This window comes from Arthrobacter sp. B2060, from assembly GCF_059090445.1.
The window spans coordinates 193,084-211,492 of record NZ_JBNHFR010000001.1; the positions used below are offsets into that span (position 1 = coordinate 193,084).

Sequence of the window (18,409 nt, forward strand, 5' to 3'; positions counted from 1 at the left end):
GCCAGTGTGGCACCGCTGCAGGTTCGGACGAAGACCCGCGGATCCCCTGCCGGCAATAAGTGCGGTACCTTGGCCGCATGGACTTCGGCAACGCGGACAACTGGGGGGCCGCGATCTATTTCTGGATCGTCCCGGCGGTACTGGGCGACGCCATCTTTCCGCCCGTCCCCTCCGAGATGGTCCTCATCACCGGCGGCGCACTCTCCGCCGAGGGCCGTGCCAACCTGTTCCTGATAGGCCTCCTGGCAGCTTCGGCCTCCTGGGCGGGAGACGTCGTGGTGTTCCAGCTGTTCAAGCGGCGGCTGAGCCATGTGCTGGACCGCTGGCGGTGGGGCAGGAAACTGCACCACGGCATCCATGAAGCGATCGCCAAGGCGGGGCGGTCCTCCACGTACGGCACCATCATCGGGGCCAGGTTCATTCCGGGAGGCCGGCTCGCAACATCCGCCGCGGCCGGGATCGCCGACGTCTCCTCGGGCGGCTTCAACCTCTGTGCGGGGCTGGGCGGGGTTCTCTGGGCCACGTGGCTCGTTGGGCTCGGCTACTTCACCGGCTCAGCCACCCGCTTGCCCTTCTGGGCCAGCTCGCTCATCGGAGTGGCCGCTGGCCTCGTGATCGGCGCCGTCGTCGGGGTCATCGCCACCCGGCGCCGCGGCAGCAGGTCCCCGGTCGACGAGCCTGACGAGCCTGCGTAGCCGGTCCCCTGACAGGCGCCCCAAAAGGTCAGACGGGCGCCCACTTGCCGCGGCTGCGGCGGAGCACCACCAGCGAGCCGGTCACCGCAACGCGCTCGACGGCGTCGCGCATCATTGCGGCCGATTCCAGCGCCTGGTGGTTCTCACCGCTGTATTCGGTGGGCTCCACGAGGAACCGGAGGTTCAGCTGCGGCACACCCCCTGCCAGTTCCAGCTGGTTCGCTTCCACGTGGTGGCGCGTACCCAGGGCGTCGACAGCGGCGGCCATCACTGCTTCGGGAGGATTGCCCGGCTTCAGCCCGGTGATCTTCAGTCTGGTCTGGAACGACGGCATGGACTCCAGCCTAGCGGCGCGGCAGATGACAGCCGACACTTCCCGAGCGCGAACGGGCAGCTGACGCCCGCAAATCCGGCTCCAAGGGGCATATGCTGCCAGTTCGCGCTGCGGAAAAGTTGGCCGAGAAATTGGGCAGTTGCGTTTTGTCTGGGGCGAGCCTATGTTTGCAAAAAGGGGCGCGATCATGCACGAACTCTCTGTCACGCAGAGCCTTGCCGGCGCCGTTCTGGACCCTACAGGAGAACGGCCGGCCACTGCACTCAACGTCGGTATTGCCCTGTTCCCGTTCTATGGCTGCGGCCGCGCTGACGTCCGCAGCGGCCGAAAACTCAGACTGATGTCCGCGGAGGTGCCATAGAACAATGCGTACAACGTGCGGGTGCGGCAACGAGGCCTCCATCCGCATTTCATACGGGCACAAACCGGTCCGGCACCTTGCCCGGATCGCTGACAAGAGGACACCAGGCCCCGCAAGGGCCATTGAAAGAGGCAACGATGCCTGCTGAAACTGCCCGCAAGGCGGAAGAAGCCCACTCCCCCACCCAGAATCTGACGGGCAGGTAGAACATGTCGGGCGAAGACCGGCCGCTGGAGAGCAGCGACTGGATCCGCGGTTTTCTCCGGGTCTGGGGCACTGATGGTGTGGTCGCCCGCGGCGGCGCCGAGGACCTGGTCCGGCAGGTGGCGGAGCTGTATGGATCGGGGCTGCGGCGCATCATGGAAATCCTGCACCGCCAGGGGAAGCTCGACGAAGCCACGCTGGAGGCGCTGACGGCGGACGACCTCGTGTCTGCCCTCCTGCTGGTCCACGGGCTGTACCCGCGCCCCTTGGAAGCGCGCGTGGCCGCGGCGCTGGACCGGATCCGGCCCTACCTCGGTTCCCATGGCAGCGACGTGGAGCTGGAGGGGACGAGCACGGACGGAGTGGTGCGGCTAAAGATCTACACCGAGCCGGGTGGCCCGCCATCGTCCCCCGACCTCAAGTCCGCCGTGGAGGAAGCCATCAAAACAGCGGCACCGGACGTCGCCGCCATCGACGTCGTCGAAGAGGAAAGAAAGCCCGGAATGCCGGACCTCATTCCCGTGGACTCACTGCCTGTCCGTGCGATCAATCCCCAGGACGCAACGCCCGCGTCGTCCTGGCACGACATGACCGGCGGCACCTGGGAAGCGGTTCCGGAAATCGCCGGGCTCGAATCCGGGGAGGTCGCGGGCTTCCTGATTGGCGGCTACCCGGTGTTGGCCTGCCGCGCCGGACAGGATGTCTACGCGTACCGCGACTACTGCCCGCGCTGCACCGGCTCCATGGCCGGCGCAGCCCTGCAGGCCGGCGAGCCGCAGACCGGCGCGCCACAGACCGGCGGAAGCCTCCTCCGCTGCCCCACCTGTCGCGGCCACTTCGACGTGCACCACGCTGGGGCCTGCCTCGAGGACAAAGACCTGCACCTGGACCCGCTTCCGCTGCTGGTCCGCGGCGGAGTACTGTCCGTGGCCATCCCGGGGGAATCCGTGCAATCGCCGCCGCCACCTGCCGCCCCGGCACCTCCAGCCCGGACGGAGGCGACGCCGGCGGAGTCGATCCCGCTGGTCGCACCGGCAGGGCAGGCGGCTCCCCTAGCGCTGGTCCCCGATGCGGCCTCGCCGGCAGTATCCTCACCCGCCGTTCCCGCACCCGCCGTTCCCGCATCCGCCGTGTCGGCCGCGGATATTCCTACGGCCGCAGCCCCGGCCGTGTCGGCGGCGGATATTCCTACGGCCGCCGCCCCGGCCCTGCAAACTGCTGCAGGACAGGACGCATGAGCTGACTCCGGGGAACGCTGTGCCTCCCGCCCCTTATCTGCAAAGCGACGGAGGGCGCGGGGGCTACCCGGTGTTGCGCAGGCCTGCCGCCACTCCGTTGACCGTGATCAGCATGGCGCGCTGGAGCCGGTCGTCGATCTCGCCGCCGGAAATGGACTTGCCTGCCGCAGCTTCAGTACGCACACGGCGGAGCAGCTCCACCTGCAGGTAGCTGATCGGGTCGAGATACTGGTCCCGGATTTCCAGCGAGCGCTTCAGCGTCGGCTGGGCGTCCAGGAGCACGTTCTCACCGGTGAGGTTCTGGATCTCTGTAACAGTCAGTTCGTACTCTTCGCGGATGGCGTGGAAGAGGTGGTGGAGCTCCTTGGGGACCAGGGTGTCCACGTAGTAGCCGGCGATGTCGAGGTCCGTCTTGGCCAGGGTCATCTCCACGTTGGACAGCACGGAACGGAAAAAGTGCCAACGGTCCATCATCTCCACGAGCTGGGCGGAGTTCCCGGCCTCGCGGGCGGCCCTCAGGCCGGATCCCACGCCGAACCAGCCCGGCACGATCTGCCGCGACTGCGTCCAGCCAAACACCCACGGGATGGCGCGCAGCCCGCCGAGACCCGCACCGGAGTCCGGGCGCTTGGAGGGCCGGGAGCCGATGTTCAGGGAACCGAGCTGCTCCACCGGGGTGGACGCCATGAAGTAGGCGGGCAGGTCCGGGTGGTCGATGAGGCTCCGGTAGCGGTCGAAGGCGGCGTCGGAAATGATCTCCATGACGTGCCCGAAGCGTTCGCGCTGGTCGTCGGAGTTGCGGGGTGTGCGGTGCAGGGCGGACCCCTGCATCACGGCGGCGAGGGAAAGCTCCAGGTTCTCGCGGGCCAGCTCCGGCAGCGAATACTTGTCCGAGATGACCTCGCCTTGTTCGGTGAACTTGATTTCTCCCTCGAGGACACCGTGGGGCTGGGCCATGATGGCGTCGTAGGTGGGCCCTCCGCCGCGGCCCACGGATCCGCCGCGGCCGTGGAACAGCCGGACCCGGACGCCGTGCTTGGCGGCGATGTCGCGCAGCTTCTGCTGGGTCTTGTGGATCTCCCACTGGCTGGTCATCACGCCGGATTCCTTGTTGGAGTCCGAGTATCCGAGCATGACTTCCTGGATGTCGCCACGCAGGCGGACCAGCTCCCGGTAGGAGGAATCGGACAGCAGCTGGTCCACGATCTCCGCGGAGGCACGCAGTTCCTCAACGGTTTCGAGCAGCGGCGCGAAGCCGATCTTCGCATAGGGGGCGTCGCCGAAAAGGCTGACCAGGCCGGCTTCGCGGGCCAGGACGGCCGCGGCCAGGACGTCGTCGGCGCCGCGGGTCATGGAGATGATGTACGTCTCGATGACGTCGGGGCCGTACGTGCGCAGGGCGCGCCGGATCTCGCGGAAGACGTCGTACGTGCCGTCAGCGACGCCGTCGAGCTTAATCGGGTGGCCGGACAGCGGACGGCGGGAGGCCAGCTCGGCGCTCAGCACTTCGAGCCGCTGTTCACGGGTCAGTTCGGCATACCGGATGCCGGGTCCGCCGAGGCGGTCCATGAGCTGACCGACGGCGTCATGGTGGTGGTCTGCGTGCTCGCGGATGTCCAGCGTGGCCAGGTGGAGGCCGAAGGACGCGATGGCACGCCGGACGCGGGCCAGCGCGCCGTCCGCCGCGAGGGAAGCCGAGTGGTTGCGCAGCGAGAGTTCCAGCAGCTCGAGCTCGGTGATGAGCTCCTCGGTGGCGGTGTAGTCGCGGCCTGGCTGATGCGCGGAACCGGCGGCCACGCGCTTGCCCGTGTTGATGAGCTTGGCCTTGATGCAGGTGAGTTTGAGCCGGTAGGGCTCCTGGGCGTTGAGCTTGAGGACGCGCGGGTCGAGGCCGGGCAGCTTGGCGAGGTCCGCGTCGATCGAGTCCAGCAGCGCCTGGTCCGCACCGGCGAGGGCTGTGGAATTGGACAGGATGGAGATGAGCTCGTCCACCATGGCGATGCTGATCCGCACGGCGTTCTGGTTCTGCAGCTGTAGGATCTCACGGGTCACGGCCGCGGTGACGTTGGGGTTGCCGTCACGGTCGCCGCCGATCCACGAACCGAACTTGATCGGGGCCCTGTGCGCCGGCAGCGTGACGCCATGCTCGCCCAAGAGCGAGGAGAGGTCCGTGAGCATCTCCGGCAGCGCGTCGGTGAGGATGCTGTTGAGGTAGTAGATGGCGTTGCGGGCCTCATCTACCGGCGTGGGCCGCACCTGGCGGAGCTCGTCCGTCTGCCACATCTGGTCGATCATCTCGGACAGCTGGCGGTCCTGCCGGCGCCGGGCCGTGGTGCCTTCCTCGGTGGGTTCGGCCAGCACATCGGAGAGCTTGCGGATTTTATCCAGAACGGAGCGCCGCGAGGCTTCGGTGGGGTGCGCGGTGAAGACGGGGCGCACGTCCAGTTCATTGACGACTTCCTGGAGCACTGCCGGGCCCGCCTGGCCGGCGATGTCGTCGACCGCCTTGGCCAGCCAGCCGTCCTTTTCCTGCCGCGTGCGCAGGCCGCGGACCCGGTGGACCTGTTCGGCGGCATTGGCGAGATGGAAGTAGAACGCGAAGGCGCGGACCAGGTCGGTGGCCTGCTCAAGGGGCAGGGAGGCGAGGAGCTCACGGACCTGGGCAACGACGTCGTGCGCGCTCCACGGACCGGTGGCGTCCGCACCGCCGCGGGCGGCTTCCTTCGACTCCTTGGTCAGCAGGCGCACCTGCTCCACAAGGTCCAGGAGTTCGGGGCCGTGCTGGCGGACCAACGATTCGCCCAGCAGGGTGGAGACGCGGCGCACGTCTGCGCGGAGTTCGGCGGCGAGATCTGTTTCGGAATTCATTGCAGTGTCAGCCATGGAAACTATCTTTCGAGGGTTCGGACTTGGCTCGTACACTGCGCTGGATACTGTGAGCCGGGTTACCTGTTCCTATGGAATGTTACCCGCAGCGCGCCGCGGCCGGGAATATGTCACAGATCCTGTTACGGCCTTGAACCGGGCATCCCGGCCCGCTATGGGGCACCATCCCCCGTGCCGGCAGCTGCCCCGTGCACCGGAATCCAGAACGGAATGAAGTATCTTTGCGTGCGGTTGTACAGGCAGCCGTCTACGTTGGAGGAACCATGAGCACAGCACCCGATGCCCAGCTGCAGCGCTGGCACCGTTTCCGCAACAACCGCAATGCCGCCCTCGCCGCTGAGCACGGCTGGCTCACGCTCACGTCGTTCCAGTGGCTCGAAAGCCAGCCCTCCGCCGTCGATCTCGCCCCCGGGCTGTGGTCAACCGACGGCACGACGGCGGCACTTACCGCCGCGGCGGCCGACGGGCTGACGCTTGTGGAAACCGGCGAGCCGGTGGACGGGACCGTCACGGCGCGGCTCTCCAACGAGGAGTCCCTGATGTGGGTCCAGTTCGGCGGCCCCGACGGCCGCCGGGTGGTGGTGGAGCTTGCCATGCGTGCCGACAAGTACGCCATCCGCACCCGTGATTCGCTGTCGCCGGTGCTCACGGAGTTCGACGGCGTACCCACCTTTGATTACCGCCCGGACCTCGTGGTGGAGGCCCGTTTTGAGGCCTATCCCGAACCGGTCGACATCCCCATCGCCACCGCCAACCCTTTGGTGGACGGCGTGCACCGGACAGTGGGCGAGCTCGTGTTCCGGCTCCCGGGAAAGGACCACGAGTACCGGCTTCACGCCGAGGAGGAGAAGCTCGGCGCCTTAACGGTCACGTTTCATGACGAGACGAACGGAGACAGCACGGATGAATGGCGCAAAGTCTCCACGCCCCGTCCACGGGTCGATGCTTCGGGAAACGCTTCGGTGGTCCTGGACTTCAACCGTGCCATCAATTACCCCAGTGCGTTCACGCCGTACGGCACCTGCCCGATGCCCGTGAAGAACAACAGCCTCGACGCCAGGATCGAAGCAGGCGAAAAACAGCCCAACCCCTGAGCGCGAACTGGCAGGTAATGCCCTCAAACCTGGGTTTTGAGGGCATTAGCTGCCAGTTCGCGCTTCGTATTCTGGGTGGGACGGCTCAGACGATGGCGGAGACCCCGGTGACGGCGCGGCCCACGATGAGGGTGTTGATTTCGTACGAGCCCTCATACGTGTAGATCGCTTCGGCGTCGGCGAAAATCTTGGCCATGCGGTAGTCCGTGACAATGCCGTTGCCGCCGAGCAGAGACCGTCCCATGGCCGCCGTTTCACGCATCCTCGCCGATGTGTATGCCTTGGCCAGCGCCACCTGCGCCATGTCATCGGCGCCGCGGTCCTGCAGCTGGGCGATCCGCACCATCATGCCCATGCTGGCCACGGTGTTGCCCAGCATCGAGACGAGCTGCTGCTGGATCAGCTGGAACTTTGCCAGCGGCCGTCCGAACTGCCGCCGTTCGACGGCGTACTGCCGGGCGACGTCGAATGCCGCCAGCTGCTGCCCCACGGCCTGCCACGCCACCATGATGCGTGAGCCGCGGAGCAGTTCGTTCGTGTCCTCGAAGCCGTCGACCGTCGCAAACCGGTCGGCCTCGGGCACGCGGACATTTTCAAACACAATGTCGGCGTTCTGCACGGTCCGCAGCGCGATCTTGTTTTCGATCCGGCTGCGCGTCACTCCCGGCAGGGAGGCGTCCACGATGAACCCGCGGATGGCGCCGTCGGCCTCGTCCCGCGCCCACACCAGCATGTAGTCGCAGAACGTCCCGTTGCCGATCCAGCGTTTGGCGCCGTTCAGCACCCAGCAGTCACCGCCGTCGTCGGCTGCTCCGCTTTGGCTGGGTATCCGGCGGGCACGTGTCTCCATGCCGCCGGCGACATCGGAGCCGTGCCCCGGTTCGGTCAGCGCGAAGGCGCCGGTGATGCGCAGGTTGGAGGCGTCCTCGAGCAGCCGGCTCCGCTGGTCATCCGACCCGAACTTGTAGAGCGCCTCGACGAAGAGATCATGGTGGACCAGGAAGAACGTGGCGATCGAGGTGTCCACGCGGGTTATTTCCGCGATGACGAGTCCGGCGAAGAGGTGGCTGTAGCCGCGCTGGGCCGGTGTGCTCAGCTCGAGTGCGGCGAGCTTCGGCAGGAGCTGGGAGGGAAACTCGGCCTTGTTCCACCATTCCTCCGCGTACGGGGCGATCTCCGCGGCGAGGAACTCCCGCAATTCCTGGAGCTTGCGCCGTTCGGGGCCGCTGAGCAGGGACTCGTAGTCGTAGAAGTCCGCGGTGGGCAGTGCTTCGACGGCGGATTCAGCGGCAGAAAGATGCGTCATTTCGGGCCCATCCGGATGGCGCCGTCGAGGCGGATGGTTTCACCGTTCAGCATCGCGTTGTCCACGATGTGCGCCGCGAGATTGGCGTATTCAGCCGGCCGACCCAGGCGGGACGGGTGCGGCACCTGCTTGCCGAGGGACTCCTGTGCCTCCGTCGGCAGGCCGGCCATCATGGGTGTCTCGAAGATGCCCGGTGCGATGGTGACCACGCGGATCAGTGAACGGGCCAGCTCCCTGGCCAGCGGCAGCGTCATTGCCGCCACGGCACCTTTCGAGGCGGCGTAGGCCGGCTGGCCGATCTGGCCATCGAACGCGGCAACGGAGGCCGTGTTGATGATGACGCCGCGCTCTTCCCCGCCCAGATCGGTGACGGCCGGCTTCGTAAGGGCCATTTCCGCGGCGGCGAGGCGGATCACATTGAAGGTGCCCACCAGATTGACCTGGATGACGCGGGTGAAGGTCTCCAGCGGCAGGACACCGTCGCGGCCCAGTACTTTGCCGGGTGTGGCAATGCCGGCGCAATTCACCAGGATCCGCAGCGGACCCAGCGCCGCTGCGGAGTCGACGGCGGCCTGCACATCGCCCTCGCTAGTAACGTCCGTCGGAACGAAGACTGCGGTGTTCCCGGCACCGCCGGGGGCAGGCACTTCCGCTCGGCCGGAGTTCAGCTCCTCGGCGAAAGCCGCGCCGGCCGAAGAGCCGAGGTCCGCGATCACCACCGAGGCGCCGGCGTCGAACAGCCGCCGGGCAGTGGCAGCGCCCAGTCCCGACGCCCCGCCAGTGACCAGCGCGACAGAACCCTTGATGTCCATACATCCTCCTTGATGCGGAAACCGGCAGCCGGCGCGAACATTAGTTAGTGAATGTTAACTGAAAGCCGGGACGCGCGCACCCTGCCCCGGTTCGCTAGGCTGGCGGAATGACCCAGCCCCATGCGTCAGCGGCCCCCGGAGACCGACCCCGCCCCGGAAAACCCGGAACACCGGGGAAGCCGGAAGCCCCGGCCGACTGGGCCGCCCGCGCCGACGAGGCCGCCCGGTCAGTCACCCGAGTGTTCGGCTGCCGGCTCCTTTTCCTGCCGGGGACCCACATCGGTGCGGTTTCCCGCCCCTCCGGGGGCTTCAGGAGCCTCCTCCGTCCGTGGCACTACTGGTGGCAGGCGCACTACGTCGACTGCCTCGTTGACACCGGCCGCCGTGAGTTGGGCACCGCTGGCCGGCCGCCTGCCCGGTTCGACGGCGAACACCGCGCCAGCGCCGGCCAGCTCGCCTCCCGCTTGGTCACCGGCATCCGGCTGCGCAATTTCTTCACCTTCGTCAACAGCTATTACGACGACATGGCGTGGCTGGCACTGTCCAGCCTCCGGATCGAAAGGCTGGCGGAGGAAAGCCGCCGCCCGGTCCCGCGCCGGTACGCGCGCCTCCGCCGGAGCCTGATGCTCCAGTTCGATTCGGCGTCCACGGACGACCTTGGCGGCGGCACTTTCTGGAGCACGAAACGCGACTTCAAGAACACCCCGGCAACGGCCCCGGTGGCGCTCTACTTCGCACGCACGGGCCACACGGCTCGGGCACAGGCGCTCCTGGATTGGCTCGACGCCAGGCTCTTCGACGCGGGCCGCGGGCTCTACCTGGACGGACTCCGGATCGGCCCCACCGGCGAAACCGTCCTCGAGAACGCGATCTACACCTACAACCAGGGCCCGGTCCTCGGCGCCCTCCTGGAGCTTGGCGGAACCAGGAACCTGGAGCGCGCCGCCGTGGTGGTGGATGCGGTGTCCCGGCACCTTACGCTACAAGCGAGCCTTGCGCCGGGCATGGCCGGCACCTCAACCCACGGCGGCGCGGTGGCCAGCGGTTCAGCGAACAGCGGCTCAGCGAACAGCGGTTCAGCGAACGGCGGCTCAGCAAATCGCGGCGCGGTGCTCCGCTGCGACGGAACGGGCGACGGCGGGCTCTTCACCGGGATACTGACGCGCTACCTGGCGCTGGCCGCGCGCGACGGACGCCTGCCCGAGGCGACCCGCACGACCGCCGGCCGGATGGTCACCGACACCGCTGCCGCGCTCTGGGCGGGCCGCAGGGCCGTTTCCCCCGACGAAGCCCTTGCCAGGCACGGCGGGCCGGGCCGGCTGATCTTTTCCCACCATCCGCAGCGGCCGGCGACTGATACCTATCCGCCGGGCGCCGCCGTCGAACTTTCCACACAGCTGCAGGCGTGGATGGTGCTGGAAGCGGCAGCGACCGCCGGCACGCCGCACCCACCCGCAGGGGGGTCCTGAACACCGGCGGGCCGCGGAATTACGTCATGCAACACTTCCGTAATTGATGTGATAATGGTCACTTAAGCATGCCACTTAGGTATGGCTAACCTACAGTTTCGGAAGTGAGCATCGCCTGACTTCCCCTGCTCACCAGGACCAAGGTCCGAGTGACTTTTTCAGAAAGAAGCCCCAATGAAGATCCGCAAGAACGCCCTGGCCGGCATCGCACTCGCCGCCACCGCAGCACTGGGACTGGCTGCCTGCGGCGGCTCCCCATCCCCCGCCGGAACCGCCTCCCCGGAAGCGACCAACGGCGAGATCACGGTCTACAACGCCCAGCACGAAAGCCTCACCAAGGAATGGGCGGACGCGTTCACTGCGGAAACCGGCATCAAGGTCACCCTCCGCCAGGGCTCGGACACGGAGATGTCCAACCAGATCGTCCAGGAGGGCGCGGCCTCCCCCGCCGATGTATTCCTGACCGAGAACTCCCCCGCAATGGCGCAGGTGGAGAACGCAGGCCTGTTCGCGGACGTGAACAAGGACACCATCGCCCAGGTTCCCGCCGCATTCCGTCCGACCACCGGCAAGTGGACCGGCATCGCGGCCCGCTCCACCGTCCTCGTGTACGACAAAGCCAAGCTGACCGAGGACAAGCTGCCCAAGTCCATGCTGGATCTGGCCAAGCCGGAGTGGAAGGGCAAGTGGGCTGCATCCCCGAGCGGCGCTGACTTCCAGGCCATCGTGTCCGCCCTGCTTGAACTCAAGGGCGAAGCAGCAACCGCGGCCTGGCTCAAGGGCATGAAGGAAAACTTCACGGCGTACAAGGGCAACAGCACCGCGATGAAGGCCGTCAACGCCGGCGAAGTCGATGCCGCACTCATCTACCACTACTACTACTACGGCGACCAGGCCAAGACCGGCGAGAACTCCAAGAACGTCACTCCGTACTACTTCAAGAACCAGGACCCGGGCGCCTTCCTTTCCGTGTCCGGCGGCGGCGTGCTGAAGTCCTCCAAGAACGCTGACAAGGCGCAGGCCTTCCTCAAGTTCATCACTGGCAAGAAGGGCCAGGAAGTGCTGCAGAAGGGCGACTCGTTCGAGTACGCGATTGCCTCCGGCGTCCCGGCCCACGACAAGCTGGTTCCGGTCAAGGAACTCCAGGCTCCGGCAGTGGACCCCGCCAAGCTGAACTCCGCAAAGGTCACCGAGCTGATGACCAAGGCAGGACTCCTGTAATTCTGTGACCGCGCAGGCATCGGCGCCGGAGGTTTCCGGAGGCACGACGATGGCGGGCCGGGGCAAGCGCCCCCGCCCGCCTTTCGGCGTTTCTGCTGTTGCTGTCCTGGCGGTGCTGATCGCCCTGTTTTCACTTGTTCCGCTTGGCTACGTCGTCGTCATGACCGTGGCCACCGGCTGGGAGACGGCCGCGGCGCTGATATTCCGCGAACGCGTGGGGGAACTGCTCCTCAATACGGTGTTGCTGGTGGTGCTCACGGTGCCGCTGTGCCTGGTCCTCGGTGTCGGCGGAGCCTGGCTGGTGGAGCGGACCACCTTGCGGGGGAACAAGGTCTGGGCGGTGCTCCTTGCCGCACCGCTGGCCATCCCCGCGTTCGTGAACAGCTACGCCTGGGTGTCCGCCATCCCGTCCCTGCAGGGCCTGTTTTCCGGCGTGCTGATTGCCACCCTCTCCTATTTCCCGCTGGTCTACATCCCTGCCGCGGCGACGCTGGGCCGGCTGGATCCCGCCATCGAGCATTCCGCGGCGTCCCTGGGGCTGGGCGCCTGGCGGGCCTTCTTCCGGGTGGTCCTGCCGCAGCTGCGGATCGCCATGACCGGCGGCGCCCTCCTGGTTGCGCTGCATCTACTGGCCGAATACGGCGCGTTCGCCATGATCCGCTTCGACACGTTCACCACGGCCATCATGGTGCAGTACCAGTCCACCTTCAACGGCACGGCAGGGAACATGCTGGCCAGCGTGCTGGTGTTTCTCTGCCTCCTGCTGCTGCTGGCTGAGGTCCGGAGCCGCGGCACCGCCCGCTACGCCCGGGTGGGTTCGGGCGCCCAGGCCAAAGCACTCCGGCTCCCCCTGCGCGCCTACCAGGTGCCCGCACAGCTGTTCCTTGTGGCGCTCACTGCGCTGGCGTTCGGGCTTCCGCTGGCCTTCGTGCTGCGGTGGATCGTGGCCGGCGGCGCGGAGATCTGGGCGGCTGACGAGTTCCTCCCTGCGCTCCTGCAGACCCTCGGCTACGGGCTCGGGGGCGCCGTGGTGACCACAGCCGTGGCGTTCCCCATGGCCTACCTCGCCGTGCGTCACCCCGGCTGGTTCAGCAAGGCCCTGGAGCTGTCCAACTACATCACCAGTGCCATGCCCGGCATTGTGGTGGGGCTTGCATTCGTGACCGTCAGCATCCGGCTGGTCCCTGAGCTCTACCAGACGGCGGGCGTGCTGATCGCTGCGTACGTGCTGCTGTTCCTCCCCCGGTCGCTGGTGAACATCCGGGCCGGGCTGGCCCAGGCGCCCAAGGAACTGGATGAGGCGGCGCAGGCGCTGGGAACGCCGCCGCTGCTGGCCTTCATCCGCGTCACGCTGAGGCTGACGGCCCCGGCAGCCGCCGGCGGTGCAGCCCTCGTGTTCCTGGCCATCGTCAACGAGCTCACCGCAACGTTGCTCCTCTCCCCCAACGGCACGCGCACGCTCGCCACCGAGTTCTGGGCCAAGAGCAGCGAAATCGACTATGCCGGCGCGGCGCCCTATGCCCTGCTGATGATCGCGATCTCGGCACCCATGACGTATTTGCTCTTCCAGCAGTCCAAGAAAGTAGCGGGACAGTGACCGAACAATTGCCTTCCAGGGTTCCCGAACCCCGCATCTCGCCGTCAGTGGCTCCAAGCACGGACAGCCACCTGGTGATCGAGGACGTCACCAAAAACTTCGGTTCCCAGGCGGTTCTCAGGGGCGTCAACCTTTCGGTGGCGAGAGGCGGCACCACCGCGATCGTGGGGCCGTCCGGTTCCGGCAAGACCACGTTGCTGCGCCTGGTCGCCGGCTTCGAGCATCCCGGTACCGGCAGTATTTTGCTGAACGGTTCCCCTGTGGCGGGCGACGGCGTGTGGACACCCGCGCACAAGCGTCACGTCGGGTATGTGGCCCAGGACGGTGCCCTGTTCCCGCACCTGACGGTGGGGAAGAACATCGCCTTCGGGCTGAGCGCATCAAAGCTCAACGGCGGGCGGCGTGCTGTTGCGGCCAGGGTTGCCGAGCTGCTGGAGATGGTGTCCCTGGACCCCGCCATGGCCAAGCGACGGCCGCATGAGCTTTCCGGCGGCCAGCAGCAGCGGGTCGCCCTGGCCCGCGCCATGGCGCGCGAGCCTGAGCTCATGCTGCTGGATGAGCCGTTTTCTGCCCTGGATGCCGGGCTCCGCGTGGCCACCCGCCGCGCCGTGGCGAAGGTGCTGAACCAGGCCGGTGTGACCACGATCCTCGTGACGCACGACCAGGCGGAGGCCCTCTCCTTCGCGGACCAGGTGGCCGTAATGCGTGGCGGCAAGCTGGCGCAGATCGGCAACCCGTTTGTTGTCTATACGCGCCCGGCGGACCGGGCCACTGCCGAGTTCCTGGGCGACGCCGTGATCCTCGACGCATGGATGGAAGGCTCGCTGGCAACGTGTTCGCTGGGCGGCATCCCCGTACGCCGCCCTCCGGCCCAGGGCCGCGTGCAGCTGATGCTGCGTCCCGAGCAGATCCGCATTGCCGAGGACGGGCACATCCGCGGGGTGGTGGTGGACACCGACTACTTCGGCCCCGAAACCACGGTGCGGCTGAAGCTGGCCGTGCCGCCGAAACTCGCGGGTGCCATGCCGGACCACCGCTACCCCGGCGGCGGGGAAGTGATCACCATCCGGCACTGGAACGCCTCCATCGCCCGGCCGGGCATGGAGCTCTGCCTGCGCGTCGTGGGCGAGGCCGTCGCATTCCCGGTCAACGGCGACGGACCTTCCGCCTAGCCCTGACCTTCGGCCTGGCCTGACCTTGGGCCTGGCCTGGCCTCGCCTCGCCTCTTCGTCAGCCGGCCGTGGCCAGCGGTGTGTACTTGAACGACTTCAGGGTTGCGCTCCCGCCAGCCGTCGCGGCGGTGACGGTATGTCCGCCCTCCCGCGGGAAAACCAGCGAGGTCAGGGTCTGCTCGCCGCCGTTGACGAAGACCTCCACCGATGAATAATCCACAAACACGGTGAGCTCCACGGTCCCCCGGCCGGGTGCCGAACCGCCGCGCAGTGGACTCGCGGCTGACCGTCGGTCGGTGAAAACTCGGCCGAGCGATTCGACGCCAGGGACCACGGCGGAGCGCGTCACGAAGGCCGTCCCGTCGTCGAAATCGTATCCGACCGTGGCGAAGTCCGCCGGGCCTTTTTCTGCCGCTCCGCTGCCCAGCTTCAGCAGGGCTTCAGAAGCGTCGTCGTCCGGCCCCCTTTCGAGGGTCACATCCAGCCGGTAGGCGCCGCTGTCCGGCACCGGCAGTTCCCCCGCACCGTCCTCTGTGACCTGCCGGCCGGTGACGGTCTCGGCGGCGCCCTCCAGAACGGACACGGCCTTGGTGGGGCTGGACACCAGGGATGGCCTGCCTTGGACCGTCTTGAGGCGGATGTCCCGCACGATCGAATCGGCGCCGCCCTGCCAGTCAGTGGTGGGCAGATTGCGCGCATAGGTCCAGTTGTTCATCCAGCCGATGGCATGGCGGGACGCCATCCGCTGGTTTTCCGGAAGCCGGGGATCATCCCAGGTGACGGCCGCGTAAAAGTCCGATCCGGCGTCGAGCCACTGGTGCCGGTCGTCAGCCGGAGTGAAGGCGGTCCCGTCCCAGTTTCCCGTCCAATAGGCCACTCCCGTCGTCCGGCCTTCCTCGGAACCGTTGGCGCTTGCGGCCAGGACCCAGGTGCCCTTGGCGGGATCGCCGTCGACGTCCAGCTGGAAAAGGTCGGGACATTCCAGGATGCCCAGCCCCCGGCGCTCAAAGGATGAGGCATACCGCCAGTCCTTGAGATCGCGGGAGGTGTAAAAACCGATCTTCTCGCCCTCTGCCAGGGCCATGACCCACTGCCCGTTGGCGTCGTCACGGATGATCTTCGGATCCCGCCAGTGCTCTGCGCCGGGGTTGTCCATGACAGGGTTCCGATCGTAAGGCTTGAAGCTGAAACCCTTGTCGGTGGAGTAGAACAGGGATTGCCGCTGGACGCCCTTGTCCTGCTGCGTCATCACGGCGATAACGGCGTCCTTGCCGAAGCCGGCGGTGTTGTCCGTGTCCACGACGGCGCTGCCCGTTTCAATGTCGCCCAGGCCGTTCTTGAATTTCTCGATGGCCACGCCCTCGTCTTTCCAGTGCACCAGGTCAGTGCTGGTGACGTGGAACCACTCTGTGCCGTTCCCCTCCGGATGGTCGGCGTTGTAGAGGTAGTAGTAATGCCAGACGCCGTCCAGCAGGAACGGCCGCTGCGGATCGTTCATCCATTCCTTCTCCGGCGTCAGGTGGTAGGCCGGCCGGAACTGCGATGCCCCCTCCGGGCGGCTGAAGTTGGGGCTGGCCGGCGCCGTTTCCTGCGCGCCGCCGTTCCCGGCGCCAGGGTTGGGCTGGTCTCCTGGTCTGCTCCCCTGAACTATCGCAGCAGCCACGGCCAGCACGACAGCCAGGACTGCGGCCACCGCGATCCAGCTGCCTCGGGGGCCGAGTTTTCGAAGGGAATTCAGCTGCATGTCCGCCGATCGTCGGAAAATGGGGAAGCGCCGGCAGGCTGCGAGCGCTGCCGGCGCTTCACTGGGCCAGATTCAATTTTACCGCGGCCCCTTTCCCGGGCTGTCCGGGAGTGCTGGCACCGGCCGCGTCAAGGGTTAATTGCTGGGCCTGCAGGCCGCTTCTTCTGCGGGTAGGGTGTCTCGCCGCGGGCCAGCATCTCGACGAAACCGGCGATTTTTCGTGCCCGCGTGGAGGCCTGCTTGACCGAATTCGTGCGGTAGATCAGGGCGTAGCGGTTGACTGAGCTAAGGACGTCGAACATGGCCTGCGCTTCGGGAACCGCGGCAATGGCGGCCGCGAGATCCTCCGGCACTTCGGCTGACGACTGGCCGGAGTACGCCGCCTCCCACCGCCCGTCGGCCTTGGCCGCGTCGACGGCGGCCCGGCCGGCCTCTGCCATCCTGCCGGCGGCTTCCAACCGCCCGATGCGGTCCACGTTCCGTGCCGACCAGACGCTCTTCGGTCCCCGGCGGGTCATCCGCTGGAAGGAGCTCTCGTCGTCGCGCCTTTTGCCCTGGCCGTCGATCCATCCGAAGCATAGTGCCTCCTGCAAGGCTGCCTCGTAGTCGAGTTCCGTGACGCTGCCGCCCTTTTTGTGCAGCACCAGCCACACGCCCGGGCTCGTGGAATGGTTCAGTTCGAGCCAGCGTCGCCACTCGGCGGCGTCCTTGACCAGCAGTTCCTCGAGTTCAGCAGCCATGCGCCTATTCTGCCCCTTTCGGCCCCGGTGCCGCGGGATGCAAGTCGTGGCATTATGGCCATGACTGCGCCGTTGCTGAATCCAAGCCGTTCGAGTCCGAGGAGAGACCATGCTGCGTGTCCGCCCCGTCCATTTCACTTCACGCCTGGACCAGTGGGAGCGGCTCCTCACGGACCTGGGAATGATCAAAACCCTTCATGACGACACGTGGCGGGAATTCGACGCCGCGTCTGGCCGGCTTGCGCTGCAGCACGTCCCTGCCGGTGCCGAGAACGACGGCGCGTCGTCCTTCGCCGTCGAGGTGGGCGACCTGGAGGAATTTGTCCGCCGCACCAATCTGGCGGGGGTGGAGTCCGGAACCACGCCGGCCGAACTGATTCCCGCGGACATCGGCGACTCCTGCAGAATCACCGGAAAGGACGGTTTCAGCTTCCTGGCGGACAAAGCGGCCCACTTCGCACAGTGCGCCGACGCCGACACGGGGCTGTCGGTCGTCGCCGTCTGGTTCACCGAAGACACCGCCGCGGCCGCCGAGACACTCAGGAGCATCGGCGCGAGGTCCCGACCGGTGCCGGATAATGACGAGACCGCGGACTTTACGGCCAAGAACGGCGGTGTGCTGATGGTGCGCCCCGGTTCGGGCCCTGCGCGGTCAGGCTTCGGTTTTGAGTACGACGGCGACCTGTCCGCCCTGCGGGACCGGCTGGCCGCCGCGGGCCACCAGGTCAGCATGACGGAGGAGGCCTTCGGGCGGACCCTGCACCTGGCCAACCCCGACGCGGCGGGTGATGCCTCCGGACCGCACGTACCACCCACCCTGTGGATCTCGAAGCAGGCTCCGCTCGGTGCCTAGTCATATGGCCTCCGCTAAGAGCGGAGATCCCACGCGTCGGCGGCCGGATGCACGGCGATGGGGTAGAACTTAACCATGAACGTGCGCACCCCCGACCCCAATCCCGGCTGGCTCTCCGACGAGGACCTCTTCGAGGCCCGCGGACGGCTCCCCATGGTTTATGTCGAGGCAGTGCCGGTCCGACTCGACCCGCTGGGGTTCGTGAACGAAGTGGGCACCCTCCTGCAGGCGGATGCCGACGGCACCATGGTCCGTTCCCTCGTGTCCGGCCGCGTGCTGTACCGGGAAACCATCCGCGCCGCGCTTCTGCGCCACATGGAGAAGGACCTCGGCCCGCTCGCTTTTCCGCAGCTGCCCATCAGCCCGGTGCCTTTCACCGTGGCAGAGTACTTCCCCGCGCCTTCCCACACAGGATTCACCGACGACCGCCAGCACGCCGTCTCGCTGTGCTACATCATCCCGGTCACTGGCGAATGCGACCCGCGCCAGGACGCGCTGGAACTGACCTGGATGACTCCGCAGGAAGTACTCAGCGAGGACGTCCAGCAGGAGTTCAGCGGCGGCCGCGGCTCGCTCGTGCGCCAGGCCTTGGCGTTCGCCGGCGTCGGCAGCTGACGGCACCCTGAGGCCGCCGCCTCCCGGACTTCGCACTGCCTCCTTTGTAGACTGTTGGGCGGACCGCA

The 18,409-nt window shown here is 67.2% G+C and carries 16 protein-coding genes; 10 read left to right on the top strand and 6 right to left on the bottom strand.

Going from position 1 to position 18,409, the window contains the following annotated elements:
- Window positions 1-77 precede the first annotated feature (77 nt).
- The gene (locus AC5RUM_RS00925) at window positions 78-695 is read left to right on the top strand and encodes a DedA family protein (protein ID WP_400579895.1); all 618 of its coding nucleotides are present in this window, start codon (window positions 78-80) and stop codon (window positions 693-695) included.
- A gap of 28 nt (window positions 696-723) precedes the next feature.
- On the opposite strand, the gene AC5RUM_RS00930 is transcribed toward AC5RUM_RS00925, so the two are convergent.
- Window positions 724-1,029 (bottom strand): hypothetical protein, encoded by a 306-nt coding sequence (locus AC5RUM_RS00930; RefSeq protein ID WP_494033176.1) that lies wholly within the window; start codon window positions 1,027-1,029, stop codon window positions 724-726.
- 187 nt (window positions 1,030-1,216) lie between these two features.
- Between AC5RUM_RS00930 and AC5RUM_RS00935 the strand changes: the two genes are divergently transcribed.
- Together AC5RUM_RS00935 and AC5RUM_RS00940 are read left to right on the top strand one after the other, a co-directional pair.
- Window positions 1,217-1,390 (top strand): hypothetical protein, encoded by a 174-nt coding sequence (locus AC5RUM_RS00935; RefSeq protein WP_494033177.1) that lies wholly within the window; start codon window positions 1,217-1,219, stop codon window positions 1,388-1,390.
- A 209-nt stretch (window positions 1,391-1,599) separates the two neighbouring features.
- On the top strand, window positions 1,600-2,832 hold the full coding sequence (locus tag AC5RUM_RS00940) for a NifU-related iron-sulfur-binding protein (protein WP_494033178.1): 1,233 nt from the start codon (window positions 1,600-1,602) through the stop codon (window positions 2,830-2,832).
- A gap of 63 nt (window positions 2,833-2,895) precedes the next feature.
- Here AC5RUM_RS00940 and ppc read toward each other — a convergent pair whose 3' ends face one another.
- Window positions 2,896-5,715: a phosphoenolpyruvate carboxylase gene (ppc, locus tag AC5RUM_RS00945; protein ID WP_494033179.1), complete on the bottom strand. Its 2,820-nt coding sequence runs from the start codon at window positions 5,713-5,715 to the stop codon at window positions 2,896-2,898.
- A 266-nt stretch (window positions 5,716-5,981) separates the two neighbouring features.
- Between ppc and AC5RUM_RS00950 the strand changes: the two genes are divergently transcribed.
- Window positions 5,982-6,812, top strand: coding sequence for a DUF1684 domain-containing protein (locus AC5RUM_RS00950; RefSeq protein ID WP_494033180.1), 831 nt, complete (start codon window positions 5,982-5,984; stop codon window positions 6,810-6,812).
- An 85-nt stretch (window positions 6,813-6,897) separates the two neighbouring features.
- Here AC5RUM_RS00950 and AC5RUM_RS00955 read toward each other — a convergent pair whose 3' ends face one another.
- Complete coding sequence (locus AC5RUM_RS00955) at window positions 6,898-8,118, bottom strand: acyl-CoA dehydrogenase family protein (RefSeq protein WP_494033181.1); 1,221 nt, start codon at window positions 8,116-8,118, stop codon at window positions 6,898-6,900.
- Complete coding sequence (locus tag AC5RUM_RS00960; RefSeq protein WP_494033182.1) at window positions 8,115-8,930, bottom strand: 3-hydroxyacyl-CoA dehydrogenase; 816 nt, start codon at window positions 8,928-8,930, stop codon at window positions 8,115-8,117. Before AC5RUM_RS00960 ends, AC5RUM_RS00955 begins: the two co-directional genes overlap by 4 nt.
- A gap of 107 nt (window positions 8,931-9,037) precedes the next feature.
- Between AC5RUM_RS00960 and AC5RUM_RS00965 the strand changes: the two genes are divergently transcribed.
- The 4 genes from AC5RUM_RS00965 (at window position 9,038) to AC5RUM_RS00980 (ending at window position 14,389) form a co-directional block, all read left to right on the top strand.
- Window positions 9,038-10,399, top strand: coding sequence for a glycoside hydrolase family 76 protein (locus AC5RUM_RS00965; RefSeq protein ID WP_494033183.1), 1,362 nt, complete (start codon window positions 9,038-9,040; stop codon window positions 10,397-10,399).
- A gap of 174 nt (window positions 10,400-10,573) precedes the next feature.
- On the top strand, window positions 10,574-11,620 hold the full coding sequence (locus AC5RUM_RS00970) for an iron ABC transporter substrate-binding protein (protein ID WP_494033184.1): 1,047 nt from the start codon (window positions 10,574-10,576) through the stop codon (window positions 11,618-11,620).
- 4 nt (window positions 11,621-11,624) lie between these two features.
- Window positions 11,625-13,217 (top strand): ABC transporter permease, encoded by a 1,593-nt coding sequence (locus AC5RUM_RS00975; RefSeq protein ID WP_494033185.1) that lies wholly within the window; start codon window positions 11,625-11,627, stop codon window positions 13,215-13,217.
- On the top strand, window positions 13,214-14,389 hold the full coding sequence (locus AC5RUM_RS00980; RefSeq protein ID WP_494033186.1) for an ABC transporter ATP-binding protein: 1,176 nt from the start codon (window positions 13,214-13,216) through the stop codon (window positions 14,387-14,389). The genes AC5RUM_RS00975 and AC5RUM_RS00980 overlap by 4 nt, the downstream gene beginning before the upstream one ends.
- Before the next feature lie 58 nt (window positions 14,390-14,447).
- On the opposite strand, the gene AC5RUM_RS00985 is transcribed toward AC5RUM_RS00980, so the two are convergent.
- Together AC5RUM_RS00985 and AC5RUM_RS00990 are read right to left on the bottom strand one after the other, a co-directional pair.
- On the bottom strand, window positions 14,448-16,133 hold the full coding sequence (locus tag AC5RUM_RS00985) for a glycoside hydrolase family 32 protein (protein ID WP_494033187.1): 1,686 nt from the start codon (window positions 16,131-16,133) through the stop codon (window positions 14,448-14,450).
- Between the two features lie 128 nt (window positions 16,134-16,261).
- Window positions 16,262-16,873 carry a YdeI/OmpD-associated family protein gene (locus AC5RUM_RS00990; RefSeq protein WP_494033188.1) on the bottom strand — a complete coding sequence of 204 codons (612 nt, stop codon included), beginning with the start codon at window positions 16,871-16,873 and terminating at the stop codon, window positions 16,262-16,264.
- 109 nt (window positions 16,874-16,982) lie between these two features.
- Between AC5RUM_RS00990 and AC5RUM_RS00995 the strand changes: the two genes are divergently transcribed.
- Together AC5RUM_RS00995 and AC5RUM_RS01000 are read left to right on the top strand one after the other, a co-directional pair.
- Complete coding sequence (locus AC5RUM_RS00995; RefSeq protein WP_494033189.1) at window positions 16,983-17,726, top strand: VOC family protein; 744 nt, start codon at window positions 16,983-16,985, stop codon at window positions 17,724-17,726.
- Window positions 17,727-17,801: 75 nt separating this feature from the next.
- On the top strand, window positions 17,802-18,341 hold the full coding sequence (locus tag AC5RUM_RS01000; RefSeq protein WP_494033190.1) for an NUDIX hydrolase family protein: 540 nt from the start codon (window positions 17,802-17,804) through the stop codon (window positions 18,339-18,341).
- Window positions 18,342-18,409 lie beyond the last annotated feature (68 nt).